Source organism: Pseudomonas sp. UTLPPB19802, from assembly GCF_059730225.1.
This window is the reverse complement of sequence record NZ_AP048545.1, coordinates 592,304-609,685: the sequence shown is the minus strand read 5'-3', so window position 1 is coordinate 609,685 and position 17,382 is coordinate 592,304. Positions and strand designations below refer to the sequence as shown.

Genomic DNA, 17,382 nt, shown 5'->3' with positions numbered 1-17,382 from the left:
TCATGACGGATCGAATCCTGGCTCTGATCGTCCTGGCGCTCGTCCTCGGGTTTCCCCTGGGCGTGATTTTCCTGGTTACCGGGCAATTCCTGATGGACTTCGTGTTCTTCTACCCGCTGTTCATGTCGGGGTTATGGATGGCCGGCGGGTTGTATTTCTGGTGGCACTGGGAGCGGCGCTGGCCGTGGCAGGCCGATACCCTGCCGCCGCCGTTGCCGGGTGAACCGCTGATCTCGATCCTGATCCCTTGCTTCAACGAAGGCGACAATGTCGCCGAGACCATCGAGGCGGCGCTGGCTCAGCATTATCCGCATATCGAAGCCATCGCCATCAACGACGGTTCCAGTGATAACACCGGCCCGTTGCTCGACGAACTGGCGCTACTGGACCCGCGCCTGCGGGTCATCCACCTGGCGCAGAATCAGGGCAAGGCGGTGGCGCTGAGCATGGGCGCGGTGGCGGCCCGCAGCGAGTACCTGGTTTGCATCGATGGCGATGCACTGCTGGCGCCGCATACCGCCGCCTACCTGGTCGCCCCGCTGTTGCAGAACCCGCGTCTCGGCGCGGTCACCGGCAACCCGCGGATTCGCACGCGCTCGACCCTGGTCGGGCGGGTCCAGGTCGGCGAATTCTCCTCGATCATCGGCCTGATCAAGCGCACGCAGCGGGTGTTCGGGCGGATCTTCACCGTCTCCGGGGTGGTCTGTGCCTTCCGTCGCACGGCGCTGGACCGAGTGGGCTACTGGAGCCCGGACATGATCACCGAGGACATCGACATCAGCTGGAAGCTGCAACTGGACCACTGGAGCATCTTCTACGAGCCACGGGCGCTGTGCTGGATTCTAATGCCCGAAACCCTGCGCGGGCTGTGGAAGCAGCGACTGCGCTGGGCCCAGGGTGGAGCGCAGGTGCTGTTCAAGAACATTCGCGGTATCTGGCACTGGCACCACCGCTACCTGTGGCCGCTGCTGTTCGAATATTGCCTGTCCACCGGCTGGGCGTTCACCTTCCTGCTGTCGATCATCTTCTACTGCCTTGGCCTGTTCATCGAGATGCCGGCGGCGATCACCGTGCATCGCATCGTGCCGCCGGCGTTTACCGGCCTGCTGCTGGCCTCGGTCTGCCTGGGGCAGTTCGCGGTCAGTGTGCTGATCGACCGGCGCTACGAGCGGGACCTGTGGAAAATCATGTTCTGGGTGGTCTGGTATCCGCTGGTGTTCTGGTTCATCAGCTTTTTCACCACCCTGGTCAGTTTCCCGCGGGTGCTGTTCGGCCAGGACGGCCAGCGGGCCCGCTGGACCAGTCCGGACCGGGGCATCAAGCCGTTCGATGCCGATAAAGAAAAGGTGCGTCCATGAAAATCATCAAGACCCGCCAGCATCCGTTCATGGTGATTGTCGACACGCTGCTGACCCTGCTGGCCTGGCTTGGCCTGTTGTACCTGCTGATCGAGGGCCTGTGGCCGTTGCTCGACGGACGTGGAGGTCCGCGGATCGATATCTCGTTCTTCGAGGCGCTCAACACCTTGCAGGTCTATCTCTGGGTCGCCTTGCTCAACGCCGCAGTGCTGATCGCCTGGGCCCGCTACCAGCAGCGCAAGGGGCGCAACTACGCCCAACGGCGCCTGGCTCCGCCGGTGGTGGGCGATGAAGGGTTGAGCCGCAGCTTCCGGCTCAACGAGGAAAAATTCGCCCGCATGCGTGCGTCCGGCTCGATGATCGTGCACAACGACGAGCACGGTGGCGTCCGGGAGGTGATCGCTCATCTGTATCGGGTCGCGCCGGGCGAGCAGCCACAACCGTTGGCGCCGCCACTGCATCCGCATGTGATCCGCCTGCCGTCGGAGGATGATAAGCACCTGTGAAATACTGTGACTTGTCAAGTTTCCACCCAGGGTGTTTGGCGGCATTGATAAGGCGCGGCAACTCATGCGTTATGATCTCACCTTGAGAGAGCTGCTTCTGGCGACTTGTAGCGATTTTTTTCTGCTGGCATACAGTCAGGTCAAGTTCTGAGGTGCGTTCAAGTACTGTGATAGGGGAAATGGAATGCAACAGGTATTATCGTCCGCTGCTGTTTTAGCAGAAGGAATCTGGTTTATGCTGGTCCGCGCCCGTGTCAGTGTTGTTGGTGAAGTATAGTGGCAAAACGATACGATTATAATTACACTGGTTTGATAGGTAAGGGTTATAGTGTTTTCGGAGGGGGATTCCGAAGTTTTATGTCTGATATGAAATAAAAGTGCGATCTTATCTATAAGATTGCGGTCCCAACTAATTGGTTTTCAAGGGGTTTTTTTGAATAGGTCAGTTTTGTTTTTGTTTGTTCTTTTTGTTTTTGTGGTGCTTTCTCTATATGGATATTTTTTATATCCTGGCAGCATGGAAATTTTCAGTTTTTTCTCAGTGATATATTTTTTTCTCTTGCTTTCAGCTGTTTTTTTCAAGGTGTCGTATGGGTATATGTTCTTTTCAGGGATGCTTTGGTTGGGTTTTTGGTTAAAAATTATAGTTCACTTGCTGTTTGATTATCCATTTGTAGAGCCGGTAGGCTATTTTGATGGTTCAGGTCGCTCTTGGGATGGTGTCTTGTTATTGGCCACTGTCGGTGCTCTGGGAGTGATAGGCGGACGCTTGATCTACCATGGGCTTCTCGGGTTTCGTTCTACCTTGGAAGTGAACGCGAAATTTTCTCCACCAGATTGGTATGTGAAAAGCAAAATTTCGATTTGGCTGTGTTTTGTTGTGCTGCTGGCTGGTTTTTCCATATTGAATTTGTGTTTTTCATTTCAGCAAGTCGGTATCGTTCCAAAAGTCGTTATTTGGCCGCTTAATGCAGTTTTCTACTGGCTGTTGTCAAGCGGGTTTGTCATGGTGTTAGTCACCATGCTGTGGTGGGAATATCTATCTGGTGGAAGCAGGAATTCTGTATATTTTATTTTCATTGAATCTGCGGTGTCGACGATTTCGTTATTGAGTCGAGGGGTATATATATTCCATTCTGTTCCTGTGCTGTTTTCGATTTTTCTTGGACGAAAGAGGCTGCAGTGGTTTAGTTATAGGTGGTTTTTGGGGTTGATCTGTGCTTTTGTTGTTCTGTTCTTTTTGTGTTATCCTTTGGTGAATTCTGCGCGTAATCATTACTATTCGCCCGGTGCTTCTGCGCCGCTTGCGAAGCCGGCTGAATATTATGGAGAGCTTCTACATAGTAAGGCTCTCATGAAAATTGCAATGTTTTCTGTAGATCGATGGGTCGGAGTTGAGGGTCTCATGGCTACCTATGCATATCCTGATAAAAGTGCTTCCCTGTTTTTATCTGTACTGACTGAAAAAGGTGAGGCTGGAAAAATATCAACTTTTCAGGAGATCGCGCAGTCGCACTATAGAGATATCGACACCAGCCAGTTTTCTTTTGCCAGCCTTCCAGGGCCTATCTCTTTTTTTTATTTTTCGAACTCTCCTTGGGTTGTTATGTTTGGAATGATGATTGTGACCCTTCTAGTGATGGGGAGTGAACTCTTGGTTCATAAGTTGTTGTATAATCCATTGCTTTCGGCGTACTGGGGAGGTTTTGTGGCGTCTGCGTTTTCCCAGGTGGGTGTCAATGTTCCGGGATTTATTTTTTATTTTTTCTTGTGTGCGCTTGGGGTAGTGTTTCTGTGTTTGGTAAAAGAATATTTCCGTGTGATTGCTTCGGCTTTTGGTTTTAATAGGGGGCGCTCTCGAAATTTGTAATCTGATATGGTTTTGATTTTTGGTGTTGAAGCTTGAAATTTTGTTCAATGCTTGTTTTTGAAATATTTAGGTTTATACATGGCATATGGAAGGTGGTCTTGTGAGGGCTGAATCAGTTCGAAAAATCCGAGTCTTGACCTTCGTGGGGTATTATCTCCCAGGCTACAAGGCTGGAGGCCCGCTGCGGACGCTTTTAAATATGGCAGACAGCCTTCATGACTCGATTGAGTTCTGGATTGTAACTCGTGATCGTGATCAGGATGAGTCAGAAGCCTATCCGTCAATCACTGCCAATGCATGGCAGAGAGTTGGTAATGCCCAGGTTTATTATGCTGCACCGGATAAATGTACTATCAAAGGCATGGCCAGAGTTGCCTCCTCTACGCCGCATGATCTTGTATATTTGAATAGTTTCTTTGATCCGGTTTTTACCTTGAAGCCACTACTTGGTCGTTTGCTGCATCGCTCAACGGATAGGCCTGTGGTGTTGGCACCAAGGGGGGAGTTTTCCAAAGGCGCCTTGGATATAAAGAAGTTTAAAAAGAAGATTTATAAATTTGTTTTTTCTCGGCTGTATCGAAGGATTAAGTTTCAAGCTTCAAGTGAATATGAGAAAGAGGATTTTTTAAGTAAGCTGCCTTGGCTTGATCGCGACGAAGTTTTGGTGGCAATCGACTTGCCAAGTCCGATAGGCGAAAAAATCGGGCGTGGCCCGCTAGTTGCTGACGGAAAAGGTCAAAGGGAAGAAACCCTGAGAGTTATTTTTCTTTCCCGTATTGCTCGTATAAAAAATTTGAGCTATGCGTTATCTGCGTTGATGAATGTGAAAGGGGATATTGTATTTGACATGTATGGCCCCAGGGAGGATCCCGAGTATTGGTTAGAGTGTGAGAACATCATTGCTCGACTGCCTTCGAATATAAGGGTTGGTTATCGTGGTAATGTCCTCCCTGACGACGTAAAAAGCACATTTGCCAAGTACGACCTTTTTATTCTTCCGACTCAAGGTGAGAATTATGGTCACGTTATTGCAGAATCCATCAGTGTTGGTACTCCTGTGCTGATCAGCGATCAGACTCCATGGAGGAATTTGGAGGAGGAAGGGCTGGGGTGGGACCTTTCGTTGGGGAATCCTCAGGTATTTTCCGATAAAATTGATCAGCTTGCACTGATGACCCAAGAAGAGAGAAGCCAGTTGTGTGAGCGAGTGTATAAAAAAGCCGTAGAGAAGCTCACTGATCAAGTGGCTATCGAAGCAAATAAGGAGCTGTTTTTCTCTGCATTAAAAAATAAAGAGTTTTAATGATGCGGATACTAATGCTCAGTCAGTATTTCTATCCTGAAAGTTTTATTATAAATGATATAGTTTCAAAATTGGTGGAGCAAGGGCACGAGGTTACTGTCGCCACCGGGAAACCCAACTATCCTGATGGAAAAATTCTGGATGGTTATACCGCCAAGGGTGTGCAGCGCGAGAAGTACCGCGATGTCGTTGATGTTGTGCGTGTGCCGTTATGGCCGCGAGGGCATGGGGGCGCCAGGAACCTTATTCTCAATTATCTTTCGTTTCTGCTCGCCGGACTGGTGTATTTTCCCTGGCTGTTGCGTAAGAAGAAGTTTGACGCAATCCTGGTGTTTGCACCTTCGCCCATCACTCAGGTTATTCCGGCCATTGTGCTCAAGTGGCTCAAGGGCGCCAGGCTGGCCTTGTGGGTGCAGGATCTGTGGCCCGAAAGCCTCGCCGCGACGGGTTTCGTCAAGAACCGATATGCACTCGGTTTCGTAGGCTGGATGGTCAAGGCTATTTACCGCTGTTGTGATGTGCTGCTGGTCCAGTCCCGCGCATTTTTTGAGCCGGTGGCGCGTTACGCCGATAGGCGCAAGATTGTCTATCACCCCAATTCCTACAATGCAGATATCAAAAGCAACACTCCGGTTGAGCAAGGGTTGCTCGATGTGCTGGATAATCACTTCTGCGTTGTATTCGCGGGCAATCTTGGAACCGCCCAGAGCCTGGATACCCTGGTTCAGGCCGCTATTGAGCTGCGTGATGACCCGTCTATTCGCCTGGTGCTCATCGGTAGTGGGAGCAGGCTTCAATGGCTTGAGTCGCAGCGGTCATCCCATGAGTTGAACAATCTGGTATTGCCGGGACGTTATCCGATGAGCTCGATGCCGCAGATTTTCGAGCGGGCGTCGGCTTTATTGGTTTCACTTACCGACGAGGCTATTTTTGCCCAAACCGTTCCGAGTAAAATCCAGGCTTACCTGGCCGCTGGGCGCCCGGTCATCGCCAGTGTCAGTGGTGAAGGCGCGCGCGTGATTCTGGAGGCCGGGGCAGGATTTGCATCCGATGCGGAGCAGGTGGCCCCTCTGGTCGCCAATATTCGACGCATGAAAACTCTACAAGCATCCGAGCGCGAAGCCATGGGGCGTTCGGGTCGTACTTATTTTGACGAGCACTTCGATATGAATCGCCAGGTTGAAATCCTGGCGCAGTTGCTCGGCCATGAATCAAAGGACAGGGCAATCTGAGATGAAAGTGCTGGTACTTGGCGTTACAGGCATGCTGGGGCATGCCGTGTTTCGTGTGTTCGGTGGTGACGCCCAGCATGAGGTCTGGGGAACGCTGCGCAATGCGTCCGCGCTTCGGCATTTTCCCGAAACCGACCATGCCCGGTTACTGACGGGGGTCGATGTACTGGATCAGGATGCGCTGGTCGCTGCGTTTTCGACGGTTCGTCCTGATATCGTCATCAACTGTGTCGGTTTGATCAAGCAGTTGGCTGATGCGCAGGATCCTTTGACCGCGCTGCCAATCAACGCGATGCTGCCGCACCGCCTTGCGCGCTTTTGCGAGCTGATGGGCGCCCGACTGATTCATGTCAGCACCGACTGTGTGTTCTCCGGGCAAAAAGGCGCTTACCTCGAAGCAGATGTGTCTGATGCCGAGGACTTGTATGGCAAGTCAAAATACATTGGCGAACTCCATGATCTGTCCCATGCAATTACCCTGCGCACCTCGATCATCGGCCATGAGTTGGGCTCCAACTATGCATTGATCGACTGGTTCCTTTCCCAGGAAGGAAGCGTCAAGGGTTTCTCCCGAGCGATATTCTCCGGGTTGCCCACAGTGGAGCTGGCAGGCGTAATGAAGGACTACGTCCTGCCTCACCCTGAACTGTACGGGCTGTATCATGTGGCGGCCGAGCCGGTTAACAAGCTTGAATTGTTGCGTATGGTCGCCAGCGAGTACGACAGGAACATCGCGATCCAGCCGGATGATGTGCTGGTGATAGACCGTTCCCTCGATGGCCGGCGTTTCCGTGAGGCGACGGGTTATAGTGCAGATTCCTGGCCTGCGTTAATCAAACGCATGCATGCCAGCCGCCCGGGCGGTTGAGCGCCAAGGGATTTGGTCGATATTTTCCTGACCCTTCGGGGTTGTAGACGATTTGGAAGGTTCTATGTTCAACGACAAGGTATTGATGATCACCGGTGGCACCGGCTCATTTGGTCATACGGTGTTGCGGCGGTTTCTCAATACCGATGTGCGTGAAATCCGCATTTTCTCTCGTGACGAGAAAAAGCAGGAGGATATGCGCATCGCCTTGGCCAACGATAAGGTCAAGTTCTACATCGGTGACGTACGTGACTACGATAGCCTGAAGCAGGCCATGGTAGGTGTGGACTATGTTTTCCATGCCGCCGCGCTCAAGCAGGTGCCTTCCTGTGAGTTCTACCCCATGGAGGCAGTACGGACCAACGTTCAGGGCACCGAAAACGTCATGAATGCCGCCGTCGACCGCGGAGTCAAGCGCGTGGTGGTGCTCAGTACCGACAAGGCGGTCTACCCGATCAACGCCATGGGCATCTCCAAGGCAATGGCGGAAAAATTGATGGTAGCCAAGTCCCGCATGATTCCCGATGGTGGCACCGTCATCTGCGCTACCCGCTATGGCAACGTAATGGCATCTCGCGGTTCTGTGATTCCGCTGTTTGTCGATCAACTCCGGACCAATGAGCCGCTGACGGTCACCGATCCGAACATGACCCGTTTCCTGATGTCGCTGGAAGACTCGGTGGACCTTGTGCTGCATGCCTTTGAACATGGCCAGCAGGGTGACCTTTTTGTCCAGAAGGCCCCGGCTTCGACCGTGGGTGAGCTGGCCCAGGCGCTCAAGGAGCTGTTTGGCCGGGACAACCCTGTCCGGGTGATCGGCACCCGTCATGGTGAAAAGCTCTACGAGTCGCTGGTTTCGCGTGAAGAGATGGCCAAGGCTGAGGACATGGGGCGCTACTATCGCATTCCTGCCGATAACCGCGACCTGAATTACAAGAAGTACTTCGTTGAAGGTGAAGAGAAAATCTCCAGCTTTGACGACTACACCTCGCACAATACCGAGCGTCTGGATGTGCCGGGTATCAAGCAGCTATTGCTCAAGCTCGATTACATCAAGGAGCAGCTCGATGCTTAAGGTCATGACCCTGGTAGGGACTCGCCCCGAACTGATCAAGATGAGCAGGGTGATTGCCGAGCTGGACAAGCAGGTCAATCACGTCCTGGTGCATTCGGGGCAGAACTATGACTATGAGCTGAACCAGGTGTTTTTCGATGACCTGGAAATCCGCAAACCCGACCATTTCCTTGGCGCTGCTGGCGAGACGCCTGCGCAGACCATTGCCGAAGTAATCGCCAAGGCTGACGAGGTGTTCGCGCAGGAGCAGCCGGATGCCCTGCTGCTGTATGGCGACACCAATACCTGTCTGGCGGTGATTGCAGCCAAGCGACGCAAAATTCCGGTGTTTCACATGGAGGCAGGCAATCGCTGCTTCGATCAGCGTGTGCCCGAAGAACTTAACCGTAAAGTGCTGGACCACCTGTCGGACATCAACATGGTGCTGACCGAGCATGCCCGGCGTTACCTGATCGCCGAGGGCATACGCCCGGAAACCATCATCAAGACCGGTTCGCACATGCAAGAGGTGCTGGACTACTACATGCCCAAGATTCGTCAGTCCGACGTGCTTGAGCGTAGTGGCCTGGAGTCCGGCAAGTTCTTTATCGTCAGCGCCCACCGTGAGGAGAACGTCGACTCTCCTGACAACCTGCGTGATCTGCTGGCCAGTCTGCGGGCACTGGCGGACGAGTATGGTTATCCGCTGATTGTCTCGACCCATCCGCGAACGCGCAAGCGCCTGGAGGCTCTGGGAGAGTCTTTGGACCATCCGCTGATTCGCTTCGTCAAGCCATTTGGCCTACTGGACTACATCAAGCTGCAGATGGAAGCGTTCTGCGTGCTGTCCGACAGTGGGACCATCACTGAAGAGGCTTCGTTGCTCAACCTGCCGGCGGTGACATTGCGTAATGCTCATGAGCGTCCGGAGGGCATGGATGAAGGCACTCTGATCATGAGTGGGCTGGACAAGGAGTCGATACTGGCGGCGGTGAAGGTCATAACCAGTCAGCATGATCGCCAGCAGCGGATGATCCCGGTGGTGCCGGACTACCAGGGTGGCCCGGTGTCGATGCAGGTGGTGCGTGTGGTGCTCAGTTATACCGGCTATATCAATCGCACTGTTTGGCGTAAGGCCTGACATGAACCTGTTGTTGACTGGTGCGAGCGGTTTTGTCGGGCAGGCCTTGCTGGCTCGTTTATTGGCTGATGGCAAGCATCGCCCAAGGGGAGCCTACCGACGCTTGCCTGAAGCGATCGCGCCCGATGCAGAAGCTTGTGTTGTGGGTGATCTAGGGCCCGAGGTCGATTGGCGTGAAGCCCTGCTCGACATCGATACGGTCGTGCATTGCGCAGCCCGTGTGCATGTCATGCAGGACCAGGCTGCCGATCCGTTGGCGGAATTTCGGCGTGCCAATGTTGATGGAACCCTGCATCTCGCCCGCCAGGCGGCGGAGGCCGGAGCAAGGCGCTTTGTCTTCCTCAGCTCCATCAAGGTCAACGGCGAGGGGACGGAGCCTGGGAAGCCCTACATGGCTGATGACCTGCCGGCTCCATCTGATCCTTACGGAGTTTCCAAGCTGGAGGCTGAGCAGGGGTTGTGGTCGATAGCCGCCGAAACCGGGCTGGAGGTCGTGGTCATCCGCCCTGTGCTGGTTTATGGACCGGGCGTGAAGGCCAATTTTCGCAACATGATGAAATGGTTGAGCAAGGGTATTCCGCTGCCGCTCGGTGCCATCCACAACCAGCGCAGCCTGGTGGCGTTGGGTACATTGGTCGATCTGATCGTGACTTGCCTGGAGCATCCCGATGCTGCTGGACAGGTGTTTCTGGTCAGTGATGGAGAGGATCTGTCGACCACCCAACTACTCCGACGAATGGCTCGTGCCTTGGGTAAGTCACCGCTTCTTCTGCCTGTTCCTCAACGCTGCTTGAGCGGTATCGCACACATGCTGGGGCGTGATGCCCTGGCGCAGCGTTTGTGTGGTTCACTACAGGTGGATATTCAAAAGACCCGGCAGATACTTGGGTGGGAGTCGCCGCTGACGGTTGATGAGGCGCTAGGCTTGGCTGCCGACCACTTTTTGGCAAGCACGGCGTGATTTGCCGCCTTCAACGGACCGGATAAAAGGACATTCTGTTAAAATGATTCCTTTGTCTTGCGACAACTGACCAGGGGTGCGCCCCTTGGCGAATTATCAAGGTTTTCAAGCAGACCACCCATGACTTTCAACTCAATTACGCCCGTTGTTTTATGCGGTGGCTCAGGATCTCGGCTGTGGCCCCTGTCACGCAAGAGCTTTCCCAAGCAGTTTGTTCCACTGATTGATGGCAAAAGCCTCCTGCAGTTGACGCTCGATCGAGTGGCGGGACTTGCGGATCATGTGATGATGGTGACTGCCGAGGAGCATCGTTTTCTTGTATCCGAGTCGCTGCAATCCGGCAGTGCCAGTGGATCCATCCTGCTGGAGCCCTGCGCTCGCAATACTGCTCCCGCCATGGCCCTGGCGGCGCTCCAGTGCGAGCGTGAGGGGCGTAACCTGCTGCTGTTCTGCCCCGCAGATCACCACATTCCAGACGCCCGTTATTTTGCGGAGACGGTATCCAGCGGTATCAACGAGGCCGAGGCTGGCGCTATCGTCACATTTGGAATAGTGCCGAGCTTTCCTTCGACCGCCTATGGCTATATCGAGCAGGGTACCGACAGGTCGGCCCCTGCCAGGAGTGTTGCGAAGTTCATCGAAAAGCCGAATTTGAGCACCGCACAGCATCTACTGCTTACCGGTAATGTGCTGTGGAATGCTGGTATCTTTCTCTGCAAGGCAAGCACACTGATTCGTGCGCTTGAGGATTACGCGCCAGACATCCTGGCGCAGTGCCGGGCGAGCTTGGAGGCTGCTGCAACTGAAACCATCTCTGGCTCCACGAAGTTCATTCGTCCGCAATTCGATGAGTTCTCCGCGTGCCGGTCGCAGAGTATCGACTATGCGGTGATGGAGCATCATGACGATGTTGCTGTCATTCCATTCAATAGCCAATGGAGCGACGTTGGCAGTTGGAACTCCCTGGCTGAACTGACAGAGGCCGATGAGGCTGGCAACCGAGTATATGGAAGGGGAACCGTTCATAATTCGAGTAACACCTTTGTGCACGCCCCCTATCGTCCGGTTGTGGCGTTGGGTACCGACAATCTCTTGATTATTGACACGCCAGATGCGGTGCTGATCACGCACAAGAACAACGTGGAGCAGGTCAAGGACATTGTTGCCCAGTTGGAGAAGGATAAATGCAGTGAGGCAGTTTCTCATCGCAAGGTTCTGCGACCCTGGGGATGGTATGACGGCATCGACCGAGGCGAGCGTTTCCAAGTCAAGCGCATTGGTGTGAAGCCCGGTGCGTCGCTATCTCTGCAAAAGCATCATCATCGCGCAGAACATTGGATCGTGGTCAAGGGCACAGCAGAAGTCAGCCGAGGGAATGAGACATTCCTCCTGAGCGAAAACCAATCTACTTACATCCCGATCGGGGAAATGCATCGCCTGAAGAATCCCGGCATGGTTGAGCTTGAGATTATCGAAGTTCAGTCAGGCAGTTATTTGGGTGAAGATGATATCGTCCGATTTGAAGACAACTATGGAAGAGCAAATGACTAAGAAAGCACTCATAACCGGCGTCACCGGTCAGGACGGAGCCTATCTGGCCGAGCTACTGTTGAGCAAAGGTTACGAAGTTCACGGTATCAAGCGCCGTAGTTCGCTCTTCAATACCGCTCGAATCGATCACCTTTTCCACGACGTGCATGAAAAGGGCCTGCCGTTTTTCCTGCACCATGGAGACATGACCGACTCCTCAAGCCTGACCCGGATCATCCAGAAGGTGCAGCCTGACGAGATCTACAACCTGGCGGCACAAAGCCACGTTGCCGTTTCGTTTGAAGAGCCGGAATACACGGCCAACTCCGATGCCCTGGGCGCATTGCGTATCCTGGAGGCCATCAGGATTCTGGGGCTGGAGAAGAAGACGCGTTTCTATCAGGCTTCCACCTCTGAGCTGTACGGCCTGGTCCAGGAAATCCCGCAAAAGGAAACGACGCCTTTCTATCCGCGTAGTCCTTATGCGGTCGCCAAGCTGTATGCCTACTGGATCACGGTCAACTACCGGGAAGCCTATGGTATCTACGCGTGCAACGGGATTCTGTTCAACCACGAGAGTCCAATTCGTGGCGAAACTTTCGTTACCCGGAAAATCACCCGTGCCCTGGCTCGCATAAAACTGGGACTGCAAGACTGCCTCTACCTTGGCAACATGGATTCGCTGCGTGACTGGGGTCATGCGAAGGACTATGTCGAGATGCAATGGCTGATGCTCCAGCAGGAGAATCCTGAAGACTTCGTGATCGCGACTGGCGTGCAGTACAGCGTTCGTGATTTTGTGAATGCAGCTGCCCAGGAACTCGGTATCAACATCACCTGGAAAGGCAAAGGCGAAGAAGAGAAAGGCTATAACGACGAGGGCAAGTGCATTGTTGCCGTCGATCCTCGCTACTTCCGTCCTACAGAAGTGGAAACGCTGCTGGGTGACGCTTCGAAAGCGAAGAACAAGCTGGGCTGGACTCCGAAAATCAGCTTCACCGAGCTTGTCAGCGAGATGGTGCGCGAAGATCTGAAGAGTGCTGAGCGTGATGAGCTGATCAAGAAGCACGGCTACACCACGTTCAGTTATAACGAATAAGATATGGCCTGCTACCCATGAGCAAAATGCGAATATTGTTGACTGGCGGCGGCGGGATGGTGGGGCGCAATGTGCTCGACCACCCCCTTGTTTCTGCCTTTGAGGTGCTGGCACCGCGTAGTGCCGAACTGGATCTTCGAAATTTCCAGGCCGTACAGGCGTACCTCGAGAAGCACAAGCCAGACATGGTTATCCACGCTGCTGGCAAGGTAGGTGGGATCCAGGCGAACATCAGGGAGCCGGTTTCCTTCCTTCTGGATAACCTGGATATGGGACGGAACATCGTTGGGGCAGCCCGTAAGGCTGGTATCAAGCGATTGATCAATCTCGGCAGCTCCTGCATGTATCCGCGCAACCATTCGGAGCCACTGGCCGAGGAAATGGTGCTCAAGGGTGAGCTGGAGCCCACCAATGAAGGGTATGCGCTCGCCAAGGTGGCCACCGCACGTTTGTGCGAGTACATCATGAAGGAGGACGCCACCTTTCAATACAAGACCCTGATTCCTTGTAACATCTACGGTCGCTTCGACAAGTTCGATCCGCAGCATTCGCACCTTCTGCCTGCGATTATCCACAAGATCCACACTGCAAAATCAGCTGGGGACAAGTCGGTAGAAATATGGGGGGATGGCAACGCGCGGCGTGAGTTCATGTATGGCGGTGACCTGGCCGATGCCATTGTTCATGCCATCCAGCACTTCGAGTCGCTGCCGGCCTACATGAACGTCGGTTTGGGACATGATTACTCGATCAATGAGTATTATCAGGCTGTCGCGGCAGTCATGGACTATCACGGTCAGTTTGAGCATGACCTCAGCAAGCCTGTCGGGATGGCCCGCAAGCTGGTGAGTATCGAACGTCAGGAGCAGTGGGGATGGAGACCATCCCATAGCTTGCAGGAAGGCGTTGAAAAGACGTATCGCTATTATCTGGAGCACGTTCAATGAGCATCAAGTTTCCGCTGGCCACTTCTTCCTGGGAAAAGGAAGAGCTTGAAGCAATGCAACGTGTCATTGCCTCAGGCATGTTCACTATGGGCGAGCATGTTAAAGCCTTTGAGCGTGATTTTGCCCAGTATGTGGGGAGTAGGCACTGTGTCATGGTGAACTCCGGGTCTTCAGCCAATCTGCTGATGGTTGCTGCGCTGTTCTATACCAAGAACGCTTCTCTCAAACTCAAGCGCGGTGATGAGATTATCGTGCCGGCTGTATCCTGGAGTACTACCTACTATCCGCTGTATCAATACGGCTTGAAGATCAAGTTCGTTGATATCGACCTGGAAACACTGAACTACGACCTGGATGCGTTGGAGTCGGCGGTCACTGACAAGACCCGGGCCATCATGGCGGTGAATCTGTTGGGTAACCCGAATGATTTTGGGCGTATCCAGCAGATTATTGGCGAGCGCAGCATTGTCCTGATTGAGGATAACTGCGAATCCATGGGTGCCACCTACGAGGGCAAACAGGCTGGCACATTCGGTGTGATGGGCACCTTCAGCTCTTTCTTCAGTCATCATATATCTACCATGGAAGGAGGGCTTATCGTCACTGACGATGAAGAGCTCTACCAGATTATCCTCTCGTTGCGGGCACACGGCTGGACACGTAACCTGCCAAAGGAAAATCTGGTCTGCAGTGAGAAAAGCGACGATCCGTTTGAGGAGTCATTCCGCTTTGTCCTGCCGGGATATAACGTTCGCCCGCTGGAACTGGAAGGTGCGTTGGGCATTGAGCAGGTCAAGCGCTTGCCGAGTCTGATCGAAGAGCGCCGCAAGAATGGAGCTCTTATCCAGGAGGCGTTGAAGGATCATCCGGAAATTCTCATTCAGCGCGAGATTGGCTCATCCAGCTGGTTTGGCTTCAGTCTGGTCATCCGCCCTGGTAGTCAATTGACCCGCAAGGAACTCGTTGCCAAGCTGACAAAATTGGGCTTTGAATGTCGTCCGATCGTAGCCGGTAATTTTTCGAAAAACGAAGTTGTTAAATATTTTGATTCCGAGGTGCACGGCTCTTTGAAAAATGCCGAACACATTGATCAATATGGACTCTTCGTTGGTAATCACCACTATCCAATTGCTGAAGCTGCGGATGCGCTAAAAAAATTATGAACTGTTTTGTCGATCCAACAATCGTATTGGTAATGCCTTGCTTTAATGGCGAAAAATATTTGGAGAAAACACTTTTCGCTTTTTTTGCTCAGGACTATGAAAATAAAAAAATAGTTGTGGTCGACGGAAAAAGCACGGATGCCTCTCATGAAATTATCTCAAGGTTTGTCGAGCAGGGTTACCCTATAGTCTGGGATAAAACCAGGGACTCGGGTATATCGAGTGCCATAAATATAGGTATTCAACACCTTAATGATGGTGAAATATTCGGTTATCTGGGAGCAGATGACATTCTGCTCCCCGGCACCTTGAGTGAAGTGGCATCCTTGATGCGGGTGGCTTCGAAATGTGATGGCGTCTATTTTGACTCATACGGCTATGATGTACTTTCTGGGGGGCTGAAATATCGGCGATGCCCAACACCAGAGTTTTCGATAAAAAATCTTTTGAAATATGGGACTATTGTCGGTCTCCAAAATATTTATATTCGGTCGGAAAGTATCATGGTCGAGAAGTTTTCCGAGCAATATAAATGCTCAATGGACTACGAGCTTTATATTCGGCTGGCGAAAAAAGGTAACGCAAATTTTACGTGGGTGCCTAAGGCGTCAACTATCAATATAATGGATGGGAATATTTCTACCAATTTTATGATTGCCGGTGCCATTGAAGCTGCAAATGGAGCAGCTTTTCATCTAGGATACACACCCAGAATAGTTTCCAGGATTTTATTTCTTAAATTGGTGGATTTAAAAAATAAAATTATTAAATGAGAACTGTCACGGTAGAGTTGGTTAATGGTTCTCCAGATTTCCGGTGTCACTTGAGTGATTTGATGAGGGAAACGGTAGTAGAGAATGCAAGGGAGATCGCAGCGCGATAGAATATGATGTCAACACTAAAAAATGATGTGTTGTTGATAGGCGTGGGGCGGGTTGCTACAGTATTACTCACTCTAGTTTCCATCCGCATGGTGACATCTTTCCTTTCTCCGGGCCAGTATGGCGAGCTTGCCATATTGGTCACCATACAGATGTTATGTGGTCTTTTGATGATGAATCCACTGACCCAGCATCTAAGTCTACACACTCATCAGTGGTGGGATGACGGAACGCTGACTCGCCGGTTGAAATCTTACAACCGTTACGTGCTTGTAGCATCGCTATTGGGTGGTCTGCTTTCTTTAATATTGAGAAGCCCTGGCTCAATTAGTGAGGGTATGCTTTTAATGGGTGTTGTTTTCATGGTTGTAGCTACAACAACATGGAATACGATGCTCATACCATTGCTTAACATGTTGGGTTTTAGATCTGCTTCCGTTGCCTGGTCGATTATTACGGCTCTGGTCAGTCTGGTTATGGCGGTTTGTTTCGTAAGCTACTCCCCATCAGCGATTTCATGGTATGCGGGACAAGCAGTTGGGATGCTTGTAGGCGGGATAGGGGCACAGTTCTATTTTAGGAAGCAGCTTGGTAAAACCCTGCTTGAGAATTCTTATTTACCGATAATTGATAGCACAACCATAAAAAACTACTGTCTGCCCTTGGCCATCGCTACGGGGTTCATGTGGATACAGCTTAGTGGATACCGATTTGCTATAGAATACTACTGGGGACTTGCGCAGCTCGGGCTTTTTGCAGTGGGTATGCAGTTAAGTGGGCAGGTTTGGGCGCTGATAGAGTCTCTGTCCACTCAACTTCTCTATCCGTTTTTTTTTCGTCGAATCAGCGATTGCTCCAGTGCTCCGGAGCTGAGACTGGCCACATCCGATCTTTTGAATACACTGGGGCCGATATATATAATTTTGGCTGGCGTGACAATCCTGGCAGCACCATATCTGGTAAAGCTCTTGGTCAGCTCCTCGTATGAAGATGCAGGAAGATTTGTTGTTATTGGTGCTATAGTTGAACTTTGTCGGGTGCTTGGTAATGTGCTTAGCAACATTGCTCATGCGAAACGAGAGACCAAAACTCTGACGCTCCCGTATGCTTTAGGTGCATTAAGTATGTTTTTATGCATAATCACTTTTGGGGCCTGCGGATTTGAGTTTGAATGGGTGGGTATTGCACTAATAATCGGCTCTGTAACAATGCTTTGTACAATGATTGTGGTAATGTACAAGAAGGTTAATTTTAAATTGCATGTGGGTAGATGCCTTTTTGCGATTTTTGCATTTTTCTGCATGGTTGGTTTTTCCGGGTTTATGCCGTCTTCGAGTTCGCTGACATTCGCGTTTACAATTTTTGTTTTATTGGCTCTTTCTGTTCTGGCCATTTCTCAGATATTTTTGGTCTCATGGAATAATCCTGCAGCACTGAGATTGCTCAGTGTCAAGCTAAGGAATAAATAA

Annotated in this window: 15 protein-coding genes; all 15 read left to right on the top strand. The window is 52.0% G+C overall.

The features are described 5' to 3' along the window. Positions 1 to 2 precede the first annotated feature (2 nt). Positions 3 to 1,358 (top strand): poly-beta-1,6-N-acetyl-D-glucosamine synthase, encoded by a 1,356-nt coding sequence (gene pgaC, locus AC6I6U_RS02715; RefSeq protein WP_497880538.1) that lies wholly within the window; start codon positions 3 to 5, stop codon positions 1,356 to 1,358. After that, on the top strand, positions 1,355 to 1,864 hold the full coding sequence (gene pgaD, locus AC6I6U_RS02710) for a poly-beta-1,6-N-acetyl-D-glucosamine biosynthesis protein PgaD (protein WP_497880537.1): 510 nt from the start codon (positions 1,355 to 1,357) through the stop codon (positions 1,862 to 1,864). Before pgaC ends, pgaD begins: the two co-directional genes overlap by 4 nt. A 454-nt stretch (positions 1,865 to 2,318) precedes the next feature. Beyond that, positions 2,319 to 3,734: a hypothetical protein gene (locus AC6I6U_RS02705; RefSeq protein ID WP_497880536.1), complete on the top strand. Its 1,416-nt coding sequence runs from the start codon at positions 2,319 to 2,321 to the stop codon at positions 3,732 to 3,734. Positions 3,735 to 3,933: 199 nt separating this feature from the next. After that, a complete protein-coding gene (locus tag AC6I6U_RS02700; protein WP_497880535.1) occupies positions 3,934 to 5,037 on the top strand; it encodes a glycosyltransferase family 4 protein in 1,104 nt (367 codons plus the stop codon). Between the two features lie 2 nt (positions 5,038 to 5,039). Continuing rightward, positions 5,040 to 6,269, top strand: a complete 1,230-nt coding sequence (locus AC6I6U_RS02695) for a glycosyltransferase family 4 protein (RefSeq protein WP_497882970.1) — start codon at positions 5,040 to 5,042, stop codon at positions 6,267 to 6,269. A 1-nt stretch (position 6,270) separates the two neighbouring features. After that, on the top strand, positions 6,271 to 7,137 hold the full coding sequence (locus AC6I6U_RS02690; protein WP_497880534.1) for a dTDP-4-dehydrorhamnose reductase family protein: 867 nt from the start codon (positions 6,271 to 6,273) through the stop codon (positions 7,135 to 7,137). Between the two features lie 64 nt (positions 7,138 to 7,201). Beyond that, positions 7,202 to 8,212, top strand: a complete 1,011-nt coding sequence (locus AC6I6U_RS02685; RefSeq protein WP_497880533.1) for a polysaccharide biosynthesis protein — start codon at positions 7,202 to 7,204, stop codon at positions 8,210 to 8,212. Beyond that, positions 8,205 to 9,332: a non-hydrolyzing UDP-N-acetylglucosamine 2-epimerase gene (gene wecB, locus AC6I6U_RS02680; protein WP_497880532.1), complete on the top strand. Its 1,128-nt coding sequence runs from the start codon at positions 8,205 to 8,207 to the stop codon at positions 9,330 to 9,332. Before AC6I6U_RS02685 ends, wecB begins: the two co-directional genes overlap by 8 nt. A gap of 1 nt (position 9,333) precedes the next feature. After that, a complete protein-coding gene (locus AC6I6U_RS02675; protein ID WP_497880531.1) occupies positions 9,334 to 10,293 on the top strand; it encodes a UDP-glucose 4-epimerase family protein in 960 nt (319 codons plus the stop codon). A gap of 120 nt (positions 10,294 to 10,413) precedes the next feature. Next, entirely contained in the window at positions 10,414 to 11,844 is a 1,431-nt protein-coding gene (locus AC6I6U_RS02670) for a mannose-1-phosphate guanylyltransferase/mannose-6-phosphate isomerase (RefSeq protein ID WP_497880530.1), read from the top strand. Then, entirely contained in the window at positions 11,837 to 12,922 is a 1,086-nt protein-coding gene (gene gmd, locus AC6I6U_RS02665; protein WP_497880529.1) for a GDP-mannose 4,6-dehydratase, read from the top strand. The genes AC6I6U_RS02670 and gmd overlap by 8 nt, the downstream gene beginning before the upstream one ends. A gap of 17 nt (positions 12,923 to 12,939) precedes the next feature. Beyond that, positions 12,940 to 13,869 (top strand): GDP-L-fucose synthase family protein, encoded by a 930-nt coding sequence (locus AC6I6U_RS02660; protein ID WP_497880528.1) that lies wholly within the window; start codon positions 12,940 to 12,942, stop codon positions 13,867 to 13,869. Further along, positions 13,866 to 15,032 (top strand): DegT/DnrJ/EryC1/StrS family aminotransferase, encoded by a 1,167-nt coding sequence (locus AC6I6U_RS02655; protein ID WP_497880527.1) that lies wholly within the window; start codon positions 13,866 to 13,868, stop codon positions 15,030 to 15,032. Before AC6I6U_RS02660 ends, AC6I6U_RS02655 begins: the two co-directional genes overlap by 4 nt. Further along, positions 15,029 to 15,805 (top strand): glycosyltransferase, encoded by a 777-nt coding sequence (locus tag AC6I6U_RS02650; protein WP_497880526.1) that lies wholly within the window; start codon positions 15,029 to 15,031, stop codon positions 15,803 to 15,805. Before AC6I6U_RS02655 ends, AC6I6U_RS02650 begins: the two co-directional genes overlap by 4 nt. A 116-nt stretch (positions 15,806 to 15,921) precedes the next feature. Further along, a complete protein-coding gene (locus tag AC6I6U_RS02645; protein ID WP_497880525.1) occupies positions 15,922 to 17,382 on the top strand; it encodes a lipopolysaccharide biosynthesis protein in 1,461 nt (486 codons plus the stop codon).

Excerpts from the sequence above, each read along its gene's own strand:
- AC6I6U_RS02650 (WP_497880526.1), top strand. The coding sequence starts at position 15,029 with ATGAACTGTTTTGTCGATCCAACAATCGTATTGGTAATGCCTTGCTTT.
- AC6I6U_RS02685 (WP_497880533.1), top strand. The coding sequence starts at position 7,202 with ATGTTCAACGACAAGGTATTGATGATCACCGGTGGCACCGGCTCATTT.
- gmd (WP_497880529.1), top strand. The coding sequence starts at position 11,837 with ATGACTAAGAAAGCACTCATAACCGGCGTCACCGGTCAGGACGGAGCC.
- AC6I6U_RS02675 (WP_497880531.1), top strand. The coding sequence starts at position 9,334 with ATGAACCTGTTGTTGACTGGTGCGAGCGGTTTTGTCGGGCAGGCCTTG.
- AC6I6U_RS02700 (WP_497880535.1), top strand. The coding sequence starts at position 3,934 with ATGGCAGACAGCCTTCATGACTCGATTGAGTTCTGGATTGTAACTCGT.
- AC6I6U_RS02660 (WP_497880528.1), top strand. The coding sequence starts at position 12,940 with ATGAGCAAAATGCGAATATTGTTGACTGGCGGCGGCGGGATGGTGGGG.
- AC6I6U_RS02670 (WP_497880530.1), top strand. The coding sequence starts at position 10,414 with ATGACTTTCAACTCAATTACGCCCGTTGTTTTATGCGGTGGCTCAGGA.
- AC6I6U_RS02645 (WP_497880525.1), top strand. The coding sequence starts at position 15,922 with ATGTCAACACTAAAAAATGATGTGTTGTTGATAGGCGTGGGGCGGGTT.
- AC6I6U_RS02690 (WP_497880534.1), top strand. The coding sequence starts at position 6,271 with ATGAAAGTGCTGGTACTTGGCGTTACAGGCATGCTGGGGCATGCCGTG.
- pgaD (WP_497880537.1), top strand. The coding sequence starts at position 1,355 with ATGAAAATCATCAAGACCCGCCAGCATCCGTTCATGGTGATTGTCGAC.
- pgaC (WP_497880538.1), top strand. The coding sequence starts at position 3 with ATGACGGATCGAATCCTGGCTCTGATCGTCCTGGCGCTCGTCCTCGGG.
- AC6I6U_RS02695 (WP_497882970.1), top strand. The coding sequence starts at position 5,040 with ATGCGGATACTAATGCTCAGTCAGTATTTCTATCCTGAAAGTTTTATT.
- wecB (WP_497880532.1), top strand. The coding sequence starts at position 8,205 with ATGCTTAAGGTCATGACCCTGGTAGGGACTCGCCCCGAACTGATCAAG.
- AC6I6U_RS02655 (WP_497880527.1), top strand. The coding sequence starts at position 13,866 with ATGAGCATCAAGTTTCCGCTGGCCACTTCTTCCTGGGAAAAGGAAGAG.